Source organism: Sphingomonas sp., assembly GCF_041661825.1.
Lineage (GTDB): Bacteria > Pseudomonadota > Alphaproteobacteria > Sphingomonadales > Sphingomonadaceae > Sphingomonas.
This window is the reverse complement of the sequence record NZ_JBAZTU010000006.1, coordinates 131,374-147,479: the sequence shown is the minus strand read 5'-3', so window position 1 is coordinate 147,479 and position 16,106 is coordinate 131,374. Positions and strand designations below refer to the sequence as shown.

General features: G+C 63.6%; 12 protein-coding genes and 1 pseudogene. 10 read left to right on the top strand and 3 right to left on the bottom strand.

Translation table 11 applies throughout. From position 1 onward, the window contains the following. Window positions 1-3 precede the first annotated feature (3 nt). Window positions 4-168 (top strand): annotated as a pseudogene (locus WC729_RS25810) (transposase); the annotation flags it as partial. 25 nt (window positions 169-193) lie between these two features. On the opposite strand, the gene WC729_RS25805 reads toward WC729_RS25810, so the two are convergent. From WC729_RS25805 to WC729_RS25795, 3 genes are all read right to left on the bottom strand, one after another. Next, complete coding sequence (locus WC729_RS25805) at window positions 194-3,289, bottom strand: TonB-dependent receptor plug domain-containing protein (RefSeq protein ID WP_372857332.1); 3,096 nt, start codon at window positions 3,287-3,289, stop codon at window positions 194-196. A gap of 369 nt (window positions 3,290-3,658) precedes the next feature. Next, window positions 3,659-3,814 (bottom strand): hypothetical protein, encoded by a 156-nt coding sequence (locus tag WC729_RS25800; protein WP_372857330.1) that lies wholly within the window; start codon window positions 3,812-3,814, stop codon window positions 3,659-3,661. A gap of 193 nt (window positions 3,815-4,007) precedes the next feature. Beyond that, entirely contained in the window at window positions 4,008-4,475 is a 468-nt protein-coding gene (locus tag WC729_RS25795) for a hypothetical protein (protein WP_372857329.1), read from the bottom strand. A 618-nt stretch (window positions 4,476-5,093) separates the two neighbouring features. Between WC729_RS25795 and WC729_RS25790 the strand changes: the two genes are divergently transcribed. From WC729_RS25790 to WC729_RS25750, 9 genes are all read left to right on the top strand, one after another. Then, entirely contained in the window at window positions 5,094-6,743 is a 1,650-nt protein-coding gene (locus WC729_RS25790; protein ID WP_372857328.1) for a M20/M25/M40 family metallo-hydrolase, read from the top strand. Then, a complete protein-coding gene (locus WC729_RS25785) occupies window positions 6,740-8,416 on the top strand; it encodes a M20/M25/M40 family metallo-hydrolase (protein ID WP_372857327.1) in 1,677 nt (558 codons plus the stop codon). Before WC729_RS25790 ends, WC729_RS25785 begins: the two co-directional genes overlap by 4 nt. Before the next feature lie 48 nt (window positions 8,417-8,464). Further along, window positions 8,465-9,208, top strand: coding sequence for an ABC transporter ATP-binding protein (locus WC729_RS25780; RefSeq protein WP_372857326.1), 744 nt, complete (start codon window positions 8,465-8,467; stop codon window positions 9,206-9,208). 14 nt (window positions 9,209-9,222) lie between these two features. Next, window positions 9,223-10,878 carry an ABC transporter permease gene (locus WC729_RS25775; RefSeq protein ID WP_372857325.1) on the top strand — a complete coding sequence of 552 codons (1,656 nt, stop codon included), beginning with the start codon at window positions 9,223-9,225 and terminating at the stop codon, window positions 10,876-10,878. Further along, window positions 10,871-11,314, top strand: a complete 444-nt coding sequence (locus WC729_RS25770; RefSeq protein ID WP_372857324.1) for a hypothetical protein — start codon at window positions 10,871-10,873, stop codon at window positions 11,312-11,314. The genes WC729_RS25775 and WC729_RS25770 overlap by 8 nt, the downstream gene beginning before the upstream one ends. Then, window positions 11,304-12,755 (top strand): ABC transporter permease, encoded by a 1,452-nt coding sequence (locus WC729_RS25765; protein WP_372857323.1) that lies wholly within the window; start codon window positions 11,304-11,306, stop codon window positions 12,753-12,755. Before WC729_RS25770 ends, WC729_RS25765 begins: the two co-directional genes overlap by 11 nt. 78 nt (window positions 12,756-12,833) lie before the next feature. Continuing rightward, entirely contained in the window at window positions 12,834-14,168 is a 1,335-nt protein-coding gene (locus tag WC729_RS25760; protein ID WP_372857322.1) for an ABC transporter permease, read from the top strand. Window positions 14,169-14,228: 60 nt separating this feature from the next. Next, window positions 14,229-15,578: a hypothetical protein gene (locus tag WC729_RS25755; RefSeq protein ID WP_372857321.1), complete on the top strand. Its 1,350-nt coding sequence runs from the start codon at window positions 14,229-14,231 to the stop codon at window positions 15,576-15,578. Continuing rightward, window positions 15,575-16,024, top strand: a complete 450-nt coding sequence (locus WC729_RS25750; RefSeq protein ID WP_372857320.1) for a DUF305 domain-containing protein — start codon at window positions 15,575-15,577, stop codon at window positions 16,022-16,024. Before WC729_RS25755 ends, WC729_RS25750 begins: the two co-directional genes overlap by 4 nt. Window positions 16,025-16,106 lie beyond the last annotated feature (82 nt).

Genomic DNA, 16,106 nt, shown 5'->3' with positions numbered 1-16,106 from the left:
CATGACCGGACGCTCTACAAGCAGCGCAACCACCTCGAGCGCATGTTCGGCCACCTCAAGATCAACCGCGCCATCGCAACCCGCTATGATCAACTGGCGAACAGCTTCCTCGGTATGGTCCATCTCGCCACCACCAGATACTGGCTCAAATTTGTCCACGCCGCCTAGCCTGGGTTTGTCTTGGTAAAAAGGGTCAGAGCTTGAATCGTACGCCCAGGCGGAACACTCGGCCGAGCACGTCAGAGAGAGCGCGGTTGGTCTGCGGATAGGCTTCGGTGTTGTCGCCCGACGGACCGTTGCCAACTAGGACCGGGTCGGTATTGAACAGGTTGCGGATCGAGAAATAGATCTCTGACTTGGCGCCCGCGACGTCGAATTTGTAGCTGGCGTTCATGTCGAAGTAGATCGCGCCGGGGATCGAGTTGGTGTTCATGGTGCGGAAGTCTGCGGTCGAAACCGGGCAGTTCGTGTCGCACACGATCGCGTTGTTGTCGTAGGTTCCACCCGATACGCCGCGCGCGATACCCTGGACCCCGAAGCCGGAGTCGAAGTCGTATCCGGCCGAGAAACGATAGGTCCAGCGTGGCAGGTTGCCCGTGTTCTGCCCGGCCGCGTCGGTCGCCGCGACCACGCCGTTCTCGGTCGTCTGCTCGATCGCGTAGCTCGCCAGCCCGCGCAGCATGGCGGTGCCCGGCCCGATCTGCCGGCGATAGCTTGCCTCGAAATCGATGCCGCTCGTCTTGATGCTCACGAAGTTCTGCGGGACGACCTCGATGCTGATGATATCGGCATTGTTGCCGATCACACCGCGGCCCAGGTTGGTGATGATGTAGTTACAGGCGCTCGCAATGTTCTGCTGATAGCATTGATCGGCAACCGTCTGGATGCCATAGGACGAAATCGCACCGCTTAGCTTGATGTTGTAATAGTCGACCGAAGCGGCAAACCCGGGCAGGAAGCTCGGGGTCACGACGAAGCCACCGCCGTACGTTTTGGCGATTTCGGGAACGAGGTTCGGGTTGCCCAGGTTCGAGGTGATCAGGCGATCGGTGACCGTGCCAGTGCCGCCAGTGATCGGCCGGTTGACCGAGTTCGACGCGCCGCCGCCCGGTGCGAACAGGTCGGCGAGGTTGGGCGCGCGGATGTCGCGGGAGATGGTGCCGCGCACCTTGACGTCATCGATGATCTGCCAGGTGAGGCCGGCCTTCCAGGTGGTGACGCTGCCTGAGCTCGAATAGTCGGTCAGGCGGAAGGCGCCGTTGAAATCCATGCCCTTGATGATCGGGACGACGGTTTCGATGAAGCCTTCCTTCACGGAATATTTGCCGCGATTGACCAGGAAGTTGCCGTAGAGCCAGGTGGGGACGAGATTGTTGTCAGCATCCCGGCCCGGCTGGAAAAGCGGATCGACCGTGCCGTTGACGGTTTCCTTGCGCCATTCGCCACCGAAGGCCAGCGACACCGGGCCTGCCGGCAGCTCGAACAGATTGTTGGTCGAGAAGCTTACGGCCACGACATCCTGGGTCAGCGTCTGATTGCGCAACGGATTCAGGCCGCCATAGGTCAGGTAGCTGACGGCCGCCGCCTGGTTCGGCTGCACGCCGAGCACATTGACCGGAACGCAGCCATTGGTCGGGCTGGTCAGCGTCGAGCGGCAGGCGATACTGCCAAGCGCAAGGCCGGACGAGCCGCGGTTGGCCGCGGTGACGACCACTGCGTCGGTCGCCAGCGCATAACGCGTAAGGCTCCAACCATTGGTCAGCAGTTCGTTGGTCTTCGTCTCGCCACGCTGGTAATAGGCATCCCAGCTCCAGTTGCGCCCAAGCGCGTTGAACTGGCCATCCGCGCCAACCACATAGCGGAACACCTCACGCGTATTGTCCGAACCCTGCGGGTCGATGAACACGTTGCCGGTGCCGACCCTGATCGATGTCAGGTTGTTCGCCGCCATCAGCGCCTTTACCTCCGGCGGAAGGTAGGCGTTGTCGTTGTTGATGAGGACACCCGTCGTTGCCGACGTCGCGGTGGTTGCCGTCTGCTGGTAATAGCTCTGGCCCCGGTAGCGGCTATAGGCGAACTGGCCGAAAACGTTGAGCGCCGGCGAGAATTCATAGCTGAGGCGCCCGAAGGCGGACTGGCGCTTCTCGGACGGCTGCAAGGTTGCCGAGCCACGATGCGACGCGCTGGTGATGTCGGTATCGCCGCCGATCATCCATTGGCTGCCGGGCTGCACGGCGCCGAAGTTGAGCCGGTTGACAGAGGCGAAGCCCGTCGCCGGATTGATCGAACCGAAATAGATGCCCTTCAGCGGGCCGAAGGTGACCAGGCCGCCGGGCGCAAAGCTGGAGATGCCGGCGCCCTTCGTGACGATATATTCCGGGTAGCAGATGGTCGTGGCGGAGCTATCCGTGCAGGCAGCGCCGGTATATTTCGGGTTGTTGACGCGGAAGAAGCCGACATCGTTCCAGTCGCGGTCGACCGTGTGGACGCCCTTCTGCGTGAAATACTCACCCGAAACGGTGATATGGCCCCTGCCGTCGGCGAACGACGTGCCGGCCGTAATGCTGGCCTTGTGGTTGGGGGCATCGCCATAGGTGGTGACGCCGTGCTCATACTCGACCTTAAGGCCGGTGAACTTCTTGTTCAGGATGAAGTTGACGACACCCGAGACGGCGTCCGAACCATAGGCTGACGATGCGCCGCCGGTCACCACCTCGACACGTTCGATCAGGGCTTGCGGAATGGTGTTGACGTCGACCGAGCCGGTGTTCGTGGACGGAACCGAGCGCTGGCCGTCGACGAGCACCAGCGTGCGGTTTGCGCCAAGGCTGCGCAGGTTGACGGTGTTGATGCCGGCGCCGCCGTTCGAAAGAGCGCCGTTGGAGCTCGCCGAGGTGCCCGAGCCGCGGACGGAGGGCAGCGTATTCACGAAATCGGAAATATTGGCGGGCGCCTCGCGGCTGATTTCCTCCGTGCTGATGACGCTGACCGGGGTCGGCGCGCTATACCCGTCACGTACGATGCGCGTTCCGGTGACGGTGATTTCCTGATCCTGGGTCTCGCCATCGGCAGACTGGTCCTGCAGGGTCGGTTCCGCCGCAACCGACGCGGCTGCATCGGCGGCAGGTGTCTTGTCGTCGATGCCGGCTGCCATCACCGGCGCAGGCTGCGGCGCCGCAAAGGCAGGTTGTGCGGCCATCGCCAGCGCGATGATCGCAGCAGTGGAGAGGCTATACCGCCGGAAAAGCTGGCGGCCGGAAATCGTGCTTGCGCTGAATAGATTCGTCATGGTCGCCCCCGATTCTTGTTACTCCCTGGGCAACCTCTCCCTTTCATCTGTTCTTTTTGAACATTGTCTCGGAACGTAACTGTAAGTGACCACATACTCAGCGTACAATTCCCCGGCGGCGCCGACGGGGTGCGTCGGTGCCGGGATCATGTCTCGCTTGATGTATTCTCCCTGTAGAGCAACTCTCTGCGGAGTAACCCTGTCGCAAGATTAGCAGAGTTTAGTTGGGGGATGTCGCTATTTTCACGCGCAGATTTATGTCATTTGTGTGGTTTTCGTCATGAATGCGCGTTCAAGTGCCGATTATGGGCGCTGTCTGAACTGGTCTAGCCCGATTCTCGCATTCGATCCGAATCGGTGGAACCGGGCTCAGGCGGGCCCCTGGAGCAGCACCGGCGGAACGGCCCGCACGGCCACTTCGCACATCAAGAAGCTGCTGTGGATCTTGGCGGCATAGGGCAATATGGACAGTTCGCTGCGGTATGCCCGGTCATAATCCTCGAACGACTTCACGTGGACGATCATCAGGAGGATCGCGATAGGGCTGTGGGTAGGGAACGGGCTCCGGAGCCGGTGCTGGGATGCGGCGCGAGGCGACTACCTTCGCGCTCGATGCGAACGATGATGGCGGGGGGCGGTGGCGGCGGTGCGGCAGCAACGGCCGATCCGGTGATCGTGACCGGCGACGGTTCGGTCCGGCTCGCCCGGCTCGGTTTGTTTACGGCTCGTGCCAGTCACGACGATATCGCGGTCGGCGACAGCCACAGGGTCGGCCGAGTTCGAGGCGGTGGACGGGGGGGGCGGTCGACGCCGGATCCGGTGCAGGGCACGAGCAGCAGGACTGTTGCTCCTTTGGCGATCGAATAGTGTAGGCGGGCAGCAGCGAGAAGAGCAATCCGCCAATCCACCCCGCCTGGCCGACAAAGCCGTTGGCGGTGCCGACCTCCTCGGGCGTGAACACATCGGCCGACAGCGTGTTGATCAGCACCGAGATCATCTGGTGGGCGAAGCCGCCGACGCAGAACAGGGCGATGGCGGTATAGGGGCTGACGGCAAGGCCGATACAGTCCGGCGCGATCATCAGCACCGCAGCGAGGCTGACGCCCGCGACGCGCGACGTGATGAGCCGCACGCCGAAGCGTTTCACCAGGAAAGGCGAGAGATAGCCGCCGAGCACGCCGCCCATGTCCGCTGCGAGGAAGGGCAGCCAGGCGAACAGCGTGATATCTATTCAGAGCGGCTTTTCGCGCCTGCGGCTTGACCGATATGCTCCCTCCCCCCTGTGGATGAGCGCACAAGGCAGGCCCCGTATAGACGGCACCGGATTCCGATCGGCAAACCATCAAATTCGCAACGAAATCGATTCGTCGCGTGAACGATATCCGGCGCCGATCACGAGATTTTTGGTGGATTCCTTGACGCGCACCGGAATTTTCTTCGAACTTTGATGAGAAGCGCAGCTTCCTTGCATGTATTATCGTGCGGTACGATCGTGTCTGTGACCAGTAGGAGATACTGGCTCGGATTAGTCACATATAAAATAGAATAGGCCGCAAAGGCCCGAGGGTGAGGGTGATTGAAGGCATGAAGCTCCGCTGATGGAGTAGATATGTCGCGCAATTGTTCTTTTGACTTTGTTTGTCCGCGTACCATCCGACATGCAGTAGCTTATGGACTGGCACTATAGTCAGTCTCCTTTGTCGGGGCGTGTTTTACGCGCTGGATAATAACCACAACTGTATCTGATCACTAAAAGGGGCAAGGTCGCATGATAGCTAACAAGTCTCGTACACTGCCGGTCTTGATGGGCCTGGTCGCCCTGACGACAGCATGTGGCAAACAGGATGGCGCCGGCGGCAACGCGGCGACGCAGGCATCCGTTTCGACACCCAAGCTCGGCATCCGGCCGCATGGCGACGAAACCGTCAAGATGGACATGACCAAGATCCACAATGCGGATCTCACCAAGATCTACGACTATATCGACAAGAACATCGATCAGCATGTCGTGAACCTGCAGAAGTGGATTCAGCAGCCCTCGATCTCCAACACGGGCGAGGGCATCCAGGAATCCGCCGAGATGGTGAAGGGGTTCTTCGACGAACTCGGCTGCCAGAAGACGCAGGTCTTCGATCCCGGCAAGACCAAATGGGGCTCGCAGGCCAACCCGGTCGTCTACGCCAATTGCAACGAGGGCGCGAAGAAGACGCTCGTCGTTTACTGGCAATATGACACCATGCCGGTCACCCAGCCCGACCTGTGGAAGGCGCCGCCGTTTGAAGGGAAGCTGGTCGAGCAGGCGCCGTTCAAGAAGGTATTGATCGGCCGCGGCGCGACCAACTCCAAGGGCCCGGAGATGACCTTCCTCAACGCGGTCATGTCGATCAAGGCGACCACCGGCAAGCTGCCGGTCAACCTAATCTTCGTGGCCGAGGGCGACGAAGAGCGCATGGACGTCGGCCTCAACAAGTTCATGGCCGACCATGCCGACCTGTTCAAGGGCGCCGACGGCATGTGGGGCGGCGGCGGCTCGGAAGGCTGCGTGTTCGTCGAACTGACCACGAGCGGTGCCAAATGGGGCAAGGGCCCGGTCTATTCCGACATCCACGGCGCCAACAAGCGCTCGGTGGACAGTCCCGCCTGGCGGCACATCCAGATGCTGTCCAAGCTCGTCTCGGAGGATGGCAACCGCGTTCTGATTCCCGGTTTCTACGACAATATCGTGCAGCCGACTGCTGAAGAAGATGCCTCGTTGCGCAAGACCGCAAAGACATATGATCTGAAGCGTGCCGCCAAGAATCTGGGCGTTGCCCGCTTCATCTCCGACGATGCCTATACGCAGTTGAAGATGGCGCGGATGGGCACGTCGATGAACCTCGACGGCATCTGGGGTGGCAATATGTTCGCCGGCGGATCGGGTGCCATCCTGCCCAACAAGATCACCTCGAAGCACAATTTCCGGTACGTGCCGAACATGGATGGCGAGGATATCGTCAAGAAGCTGCGTAAATATCTTGACCAGCTCGGGTACAACGACGTCGAAATCCATGTCGTCGGCGACGTGCCATGGGCCAAGAAGAACACCGACAACGATCTGAGCAAGTCCAACGCCTATACCGCCGAGATCTTCGGGCTCAACCATCCGGAGACGAGCCCCAACGACAGCATATTGCTGGCGGGTGGCGGCGGCGGCTACTGGCCGGCCTATCTCTTCTCCGGTCGTGGTTTCTCGCCGATCGACATTCCGATCAGCGCAGTTCGCGGGGGCACCGGCGGCAACGCCCATGCCGCCAATGAATGGTTCGTCATCGAAGGCGCGGGCAAGCAGCTTGGCATGGCGAGCGCGGAGAAGATCGTCGTTACCGCGCTCTACAATTATGCCGGCCTGAACGGCCCGATCGTACTGAAGCCGGCCGCGGCGGGTGGCGCTGATGGCGGAGGCTCCGGATCGTGAGAAGGGCCCTTTCGGTCGTCTCGGCGCTGACGCTGGCACTCGGGCTGGGCGCCTGCGGCAAGGAAGACAGCGGCGGTGGCAATGCCACCGCCGCCAAGCCCACCGCCTCGGCTCCGAAGCTCGGTATCCGGCCTTATGGCGACGAAACGCTGAAGCTCGACAAGACCAGGATTCGCAACCCCGACCTGCTCAAGATCTACGATTATATCGACAAGAACATCGACCAGCATGTCGTGAACCTGCAGAAATGGATTCAGCAGCCCTCGATTTCCAATACAGGTGAGGGCATCCAGGAATCCGCCGAGATGGTGAAGGGGTTCTTCGACCAGCTCGGCTGCCAGAAGACCCAGGTCTACGACGTCGGCAAGACCAAATGGGGTCAGCAGGGCAACCCGGTCGTCTACGCCAAGTGCGACGAGGGGGCGAAGAAGACGCTCGTCATCTACTGGATGTACGACACCATGCCGGTCACCCAGCCGGATCTGTGGAAGTCGGGTCCGTTCGACGCCAAACTGGTCGAGCAGGCCCCGTACAAGAAGGTGCTGATCGGGCGCGGGGCGGTCAATTCCAAGGGCCCCGAGATGGCCATGCTGAACGCGCTGATGTCGATCAAGGCGATCAAGGGCAAGCTGCCGGTCAACCTCATCTTCGTGGCCGAGGGCGACGAAGAGCGCATGGACATCGGCTATAACAAGTTCGTCTACTCGCACCCCGAGCTCTTCAAGGGCGTGGATGCGATGTACACCTTCGGGTTCCAGTCGCCCAACGGCACCGCCGGCCCGCTTTCGGGATCGGAAGGCTGCGTCTTCATCGAACTGACCACGAGCGGCGCCAAATGGGGCAAGGGACCCGTCTATTCGGACATTCACGGCGGCAACAAGCGCTCCGTCGACAGCCCGGCCTGGCGGCACATCCAGATGCTGTCGAAGCTGGTTTCGGAGGACGGCAACAAGGTGCTGATCCCCGGCTTCTACGACAATATGGAGCCGCTATCGGCCGCGGACGACGCGAAGCTGAAGGCCGGCGCCAAGGGCATGGACCTGAAAAAGGCGGCGCAGGGCCTGGGCGTTGCGCGCTTCATCTCGGACGATCCGTATCAGGTGCTGCGCATGTCGCGGTACGGCACCTCGATGAACCTGGACGGCATCTGGGGCGGCAACATGTTCGCCGGCGGATCGGGCGCGATCCTGCCGAACAAGATCACCTCGAAGCATAATTTCCGGTACATCCCGAACATGACGGGGCCGGACATCGTCGCCAAGCTCCGCAAATATCTCGACAAGCTCGGCTATAGCGATGTCGAGATCAATGTCGTCGGCGACGTGCCCTGGGCCAAACGCAACACCGACAACGAGATCGGCCGCGCGGTCTATGCCGCTTTCGACCAGTTCAACATCGGCCATGGCCCGATCTCCCCGATCAACAGCATCATGGGCGGTTACTGGCCGGCCTATCTGTTCGCCGGCAACGGCGCGCCGTTCGACATTCCCATCGTCGGCGGGATGCTCGGCTATGGCGGCAACGCGCATGCCGCGAACGAATTCTACGTCATCGAAGGTGCGGGCAAGACCTACGGGATGGCCGGCGCCGAGAAATCGGTGGTCGCGGTCCTTTACAACTACGCCGGCCTCAACGGCCCGGTCGTCGTCAAGCCGCCGGTACCGCCGAAATAGCCTTAAGATGACCCAATAGTCTTCCCTCGTTTTCAGGCAGAAGCATCAATGTCGATCATTTCATTGCAGGGCCTCAAGAAGACGTACAAGCTGGGCGACAATATCGTTCAGGCACTTGCCGGCGTATCGCTCGACATCGAACAGGGCGAATTCGTCTGCATTACCGGGCCATCGGGCTCGGGAAAATCGACGTTGATGCATATCCTCGGCTGCCTCGATCGGCCGACCGAGGGCAGGTACATGCTGAACGGCAAGGATGTCTCCAGCCTCCCGCGCGACGAGCTCGCGGACATCCGCAACCGGCAGATCGGGTTCGTCTTCCAGGGCTTCAACCTGCTGCCGCGCACGACCGCGGTCGAGAATGTCGAGGTGCCGCTGCTCTACACCCGGCCGGTCATGTCGGCGACGGTGCGTCGCGAAAAGGCGATGAAGGCACTGGCCGCCATGGGGCTTGAAAACCGCTTCGACCACCATCCCAACCAGCTTTCCGGCGGTCAGCAGCAGCGCGTCGCGATCGCCCGCGCGCTGGTCAACGAGCCGACCCTGATCCTGGCGGACGAACCGACCGGCAACCTCGACACGGTCACCAGCATCGAAGTGATGCGCATCCTGCAGGAACTGCGCGAGCAGCAGAACATCACCATCGTGCTGATCACGCACGAGCCCGACATCGCCGCCTATGGCACGCGCATCATCGCGGTCCGCGATGGCAAGATCCTGCGCGACGAACCCAACACGCCGCGCAACACGCTCGAGGCCGAACTCGCCCCGGCCATGGCCGCAGCTGGCTGAATCAGGCAAACAGCATGTTCAGCCGCCATTTCCTGCTGCTCGCCTTTCATGCGCTGGTGCGTAACCGGATGCAGACTGGTCTCGCCATGCTCGGCGTGATGGTCGGCGTCGGCGCGCTCGTTACCAGCATCGCGCTCGGGCGCGGCGCACAGCAATCCGTCGAGGACCAGTTGCGGGCAGCCGGCGCCAATCTGATCGTTGTGACGGCGGGGAATTATGCCGCGGGCAAGGAGGAACGGTCCGACCCCGACGGCAATATCGGCCACACCGCCATCGATCCCGAGCGGCTGTTCCCGCTGCAGCGCGGGCCGGGCGTCGCGCGGACCATGCGGGTCGACTGGACGATCGGGCAGCCGAACAACGATCGCTTCGCCGCGCGTCCCGCAGTCTGGGATGGCGGGCCCATGAGGCTGTATCGGCTGCCGAACGGCGCGCTCGCCATGGCGGGTGCCGATATCGGTGCGGCGGATATGCCGGATCAGGCTTTCCTGCAGCCAGCGCATTTCGAGGACGACCCGCTCGCGATCCACGACCATCCGACTGCCAAGGATCGGCTCGGAGACGTGACGGCGGGCCTCGGCGCCGCCGCCACCCTGTTGCCGAGCGATGCCGAGGCGATCGCCAAGCTGGCGGGCGTGCAGCACGTCGTCTCCGGCGTGCACGAGAACGCACATATCTTTGCGGATGGGCCTGAGAAGAACCAGTGGTTCACCCGGCTTCACGGCACCGAATGGGCGCTGCCGGAAATCCGCAGCGGCTGGACGATCACGCACGGGCGCTTCCTGGACAAGGCCGACGCGACGAAAGCGGCCCAGGTGATGGTGCTGGGGCGCGTTGCGGCCGACAAGCTGTTCGGCGTCGGCGTCAATCCGGTCGGCCACACGACGACGTTGTGGAACCAGAAATTCGAGGTGATCGGCGTCGTCGGCAGCCGCAGCTGGGCGAGCCAGCCCGAGCCGGGCGACGACCAGTTCGACGCGGTCTATGTGCCGGTGACGACGATCAACAAGCTGCTCAACCTCAGCAAGCTCAACACCATTTCCATCACCGCGAAATCGAGCGGCGAGGTCAGCAGCCTGGCCAAGCAGATCAAGCTGCTGCTGCGTACGCGGCACAAGATCACTGAGGCTGTGCCGGACGATTTCACCGTCACCACCGTCGCGCAACAGAAGATCGGCAAGGGCATCCCGCCGCAGCTCGCCCGGGTCATCAGCGGCAATCTCGAGCAGGTCGACCGGCTCACGATCGAGCAGCTCTCGACGTCGCTGCGCAAGACGAACGTCATCATGCTGGCCTTGCTGGCGAGCGTGGCGGCGGTGTCGCTGCTGGTCGGCGGCATCGGCGTGATGAACCTGCTCCTGCTCTCCGTCACGCAGCGTACCCGGGAGGTGGGCCTGCGCATCGCGCTCGGCGCACGGCGCAGCGATATCGCCGCGCAGTTCGTGCTGGAGGCGTTGCTGTTGTGCGTGGTCGGTGGCGTGCTCGGCATCCTGGGCGGCACGCTTGCCTCGGGCGGGCTTGAGCAGGTGTTCCAATGGACCGCCATCGTATCGCCGCTGTCGGCGCTGCTTGCCCTGGTCGTCGCTGCGCTGCTCGGCGTCACCTTCAGCATCTATCCGGCGCGGCGCGCCTCCCTTCTTGATCCGATCGAGGCCCTTCGACATGAATAACGCTCGCCTGGTGCTGATAACCGCCGCGCTCGCGCTGGCCGGTCCTGCCATCGCCCATAACGGGGTGATCCACGAAGCGCCGCATGGCGGCATCATGAAGCCGATCAACAACGCCCATATCGAGATCGTGCTCGCGCCGGCCGGGGGCGTGCGCATCTATCTCTACGATCTCAAGAGCGGCCCGCTGCCCGCCTCCGCGGCGAGCGAACTGAGCGTCGAGATCGACCGGCCCGGCATGAAGACCGAATATGTGACGATGCGGCCCGATCCCACGGGCACCTTGTGGACGGGCAACAGCAAGCCCGTCACCAACCCGGCGAGCGTCGTGCGGGTCGGCAGCGTGGTCGGCGGTGCATCGGGCCTGGTCGAGGTGCCGCGCTCCAAGTTCCCGGTCTATGGCAAGCCCTCTGCAAAGAAGGCAGGCCATGCTCGTTAATATTCGCATGGCGCTGAAGGCGCTGACCCAGAACCGGCTCCAGGCGGCGCTCACCCTGCTCGGCATGAGCGTCGGGGTGGCGATGGTCGTCATCGTCTCCGGGCTGGGGCGCGGTGCCCAGCTGCGCATCGAATCCCAGATCGAAAGCGCCGGCCCGACGCGGATCACGATCCGCCCGGGCAATTTCGTGCCCGCCGGCGTCGATTCCAACGGCGAACAGGATAGCGGGGGCGGTGAGCCCGGCGAAGGTTCGGTAGCGACCGGCGCGAGCGGCGACGGCTCCGAAATGCCCGACGTCACGAAGGACGAGGCCGTCGTCGATGCCCGTCGTCGCATCCGCGCGGTCAAACGGACGCGCTACAAATCGCCGCCGACCCCGATCGGCGCCATCGAGATCGCGCTCGTCAAGGCAATGCCAAACGTCAAGTCGGTGGCCGGCGAAATGCAGGGCAATGCCAGCCTGGATCCTGGGGCGACCGTGCCGGCCGCCATCGTCCGCGTATCGGGCTTCGACCCCGACTGGCCCGACATGACCGGATGGAAGACGATCGAGGGGCGGCTGCCGACCGGCGGCGAGCATCGCGACGCAGCGCCGGTCGCGCTGGTGACGCCCGGGGTCGCCAAAAGACTGTGGCCCGATGTGCCTTCGCCCGTCGGCAAGATCCTGCCGATCGGGGGCAAGCAGACCCGGATCGTCGGTGTCATCAATACCGGTGCCGAGAGCGCGGGCGGGGTGGTGGTTCCGATGGTCTATGTCCCCAACAGCCTCGGCAAGATCCTGCTGGGTCGCGACAATTACGATACGGTCACCGTGCGCACGACCTCGATCGCGGTGACGAGCGCGGTTGCGAAGGAACTGAAGGCAAAGCTGCGGACAGTCCATGGCCTGCCCGACGATATGGCGGACGACTTCCGTGTGGAGACGCAGAGCAACGCGGCGCTTCCTGGCATGGGGTCCGACCCGCGCCTCGCCCGCGCGGTCCACTCCAACTCCAAGGGGTTCGAGGAAGCGTCATGGGTGGAAATGGCCAAGAGCCTGAGGCAGGCCGGACGCACCTTCACCTATCTGCTCGCCGGCGCTGCGGCGGTTTCCCTGCTGGTAGGCGGTATCGGGGTGATGAACATCATGCTCGTGTCGGTTGCGGCCCGCACGAGGGAGATCGGCCTCAGGATGGCGCTGGGCGCCCGGACCACCGACGTGATGGCGCAGTTTCTGGTCGAGGCGGTCACGCTGGCGGCGCTCGGCGGGCTGATCGGCCTGGGCCTTGGCGGGGCCGGGTTGTTCGTCACCGAATATGGCTTTCACTGGGCGACGGCGGTGTCGCCGATCATGCTGGTCGTCGCGGTCGCCATGGCCGGGATCACCGGCGTCGCTTTCGGCTTCGGCCCGGCCCGGGCGGCCGCTCATCTCGACCCCGTGATTGCCCTGAGATCCGAATAACGCAGCCCCGAATGTCTCAATCCACATGATCCGTCGCCCGTTCCCCGAACGCGGCATATGCCAAGACTGGAGTTCCCGATGTTCGCGCTGATGCCCGTCAACATTCGCCTCGCCCTTCGCTCGCTCAGCCGCAACCGGCTGCGCACCTTGTTGACGATGCTCGGCATGATCATCGGCGTGGCTGCGGTCCTGACGATGGTTGCGCTTGGTACCGGCGCGCGCGCCTCGGTCGAAGGCGAAGTCGGCTCGGCGGGCACGAAGCTCGTGTTCGTCCATGCGGGCAACTATACGCGCGGCGGTGAAAGCGTCGGCATCACCGCTGGCGGCGGCGCCGCCGAGACGCTGACGCTCGCCGACATGAACGCCATCAAGGACAAGGTGTCCGGCATCAAGCAGCTCAGCCCGGCGGTGACCACGCGCACCAGCATCACGGTCGGCGCGACCAAGGCCTTCGCCAAGGTCGAAGGGGTCGCACCGTCCTTTGCCGATACCTATTCCTGGGATGTCCGGCCCGGCAAGGTCTTCGCTGACGGCCAGAGCGAAGCCGTAGTGGGCCGTGCCCTTGCCGACCAGTTGTTCGGCGCCGGCACGAACCCGACCGGCAAGACCATCCTGATCCGCGACGCGAGCTACACGGTCGTCGGCGTCGTCTCCGGCGATTCCGAGGATCACAAGGATTCTGTCTTCATCCCCTTCCAGAAGCTCCAGGCTGCGCTCGGCAAGTCGAACATCGACGAGATCGTCATCGCCGGCGAGAAGGCCGGCGAGGCCTCGCGGATCGCGGAGGACGTGAAGAAGCTGCTGCGCGCGCGCCATGGCATCGCCGGCGGGCCGGCGAAATCCTATGTCAGTGCGCAGGCGGGCAGCGGGATCACGCCGGACGACTTCACCGTTACAACCCAGGCCGCGCAGGCGCTGACCAAGGGGCTTTACACTCCCGCGGCCGCCTTCGCGCTGGCCAATCTGCCGAAGCTCGATGAGGTGAATCTCGAAGAGATGGCGGACACGCTCGATCATGCCAGCGACACCATGACCGCGCTGCTCGCCAGCATCGCCGGTGTCTCGCTGATCGTCGGGGGTATCGGCATCATGAACATCATGCTCGTCTCCGTGACGGAGCGAACCCGCGAAATCGGCCTGCGCGTCGCGACCGGTGCGCATTCAAGCGACGTCGCGATGCAGTTCCTGATCGAAGCGGTGACGCTCAGCGTCATCGGCGGCGTCATCGGCCTGTTCCTGGGGCTCGCGTCCTCTTGGATCATCGGTCAGTCGCTGGGATGGCCGGTCGCCGTTTCGGTCGGGTCGATGGCGATGGCGATGGGCATCTCCGCTGCGGTCGGCCTGATCTTCGGCAGCTATCCGGCACGGCGCGCCTCGCTGCTCGATCCGATCGAAGCGCTGCGCACGGAATAGCGATCTGCGATGGCCATAAAGGCTTTGCCTCTGCCGCGCGGGCGCATTGGGACATGGCTGTTGATCGCCGCCGTGGCCGGCGCGTTGGCGCTGCTTGCGGCATGGTGGGGCTATCGACATTTCGGGGGCACACCCGCTGCCGCGGTGTCCGAACAGCAAGCGCAGCATTTTGTCACGCTGGGGCTCACCCTCGGTCGCCTCTTCCCCCCGGAAGTGGACAGCTATTTTGGTCCTGCCGACCTTGCACCGCCCGCGACCGGCCGCCCGCCCACGCTAAACGGCTTGCAAACCGAAATCGCGCAACTCGACCGGGATCTGCACGACGCGTCGGCGAGTGCCGATCCCCGGCACATCCGCCTGGCGGAGCGGACCAGGCGGCTTCTCGCGCTGGTCGATGTCATGGGCTTGCAGGCCCCTTTGCCGTTCGACGACGAAGCGTATCGGCTCTACGGCCTGGAGCCCGTCTCGCCTGACGAGCAGAAATACGGGCAGGCGCGAGACGCGCTGGACCGCCTTCTTCCCGGCGGCGGTTCATTGACGAGCCGGGTCGAGGCATTCCGCCGGCAATTCATCATTCCCGAGGATCTTCGCCCTGCGATATTTGCGCGCGCGCTCGCGGAATGCCGCAAGCGAACATTGCAGCATTGGCGTCTGCCGCGCGCCGAGCGGCTGGATGTCGAATGGACCAATGATGTCGGTGCGGCGTGGCACCGCTATCACGGGAATTTCCACAGTAGTTTGCAGATCAACCCGCAAGCGGTCGCCTTTTTGGGCTCGGCGACCGACGTGGCCTGTCACGAAGCCTATCCCGGCCATCATGCACAATTCGTGATGGCCGAGGCGGAAATGGGGGCGGGCCATTTGCCCGTCGAGGACAGAATCGTCCTCCTGCGTTCGCCCGGCTCCGTGATACGGGAGGGGGCAGCGGACTTTGGCATTTCGCTCGTGTTCCCGCCGCAGGACCGCCTTGCCTTCGAGCGTGACGTTCTTTTCCCGATGGCCGGCTTCCCGGCCGCCGAGGCCGAACGCTTCGAACGCATCCGACAGCTTCTCGACACACTGGCACCCGCCGCATTGCCGATCCTGCGCGCTTATCGCGATCATGGGATCAGCGCCGAAGCCGCTGCGGCCGCGCTCGATCGAGAGGCGCTGATTGCCAGCCCCCAGGCTCTGCTGGGTTTCGTCGACACGGTCGGCGCCTATGTCGCTGGCTATACCGGTGTGCGCGAGCAGGTGCGCCGCATCGTCGATGCCGGCAAAGCCCCAGGAGACGCAGTCCGTTGGGCCAGGCTCAGGTGCGTGCTGCGGTTGGCCGACGAGGCGCCGCTCAGCCGGGTGGCTGCGGCAATCGACCAGGGATCCGGGGCTGCGCGCTCCTGTGGAATCAGCTTCGAGGAGGCAAAGAAATGAACCCACGCCATTACGGCCGAGTACCGCTCATCCTCCTGTCGCTCCTCATCCTTTCGCTTTGCGTTGGATTGGTTGTCTATTTCCGGTCCGCCCTCGCCGCCACCCCCCAGGCGCCGAAGGCGGTCGCCTCCTTCGGCACCGAGACGGCATTCCTGCGCGAGAACATGACGGCCATGGATCGAATGATGGCCGGTATGAACGTGCCGGCGACCGGCGACATCGATCGGGACTTCACGCGAATGATGATTCCCCATCATCAGGGGGCGATCGACATGGCGCAGGCCCTGCTCCGCCACGGTAAGAACGAGGAACTCAGGGCGCTGGCCCGAGGCATCATCGCCAAGCAGGAAGAGGAGATCGCGATGATGCGCCGGATCGGCGGCGAGCAGGCCCCGCCGGCCGCTATACCGGCCGCTTCGGGATCTCACCACCACGCCCCGCATTGACGCTGCGGCACCAGTCATCGACGACCTGACCATCGACCAGCGCTTCCCCACGGTCGCTCGTACTGGTGGCCGGTCCGTCCCC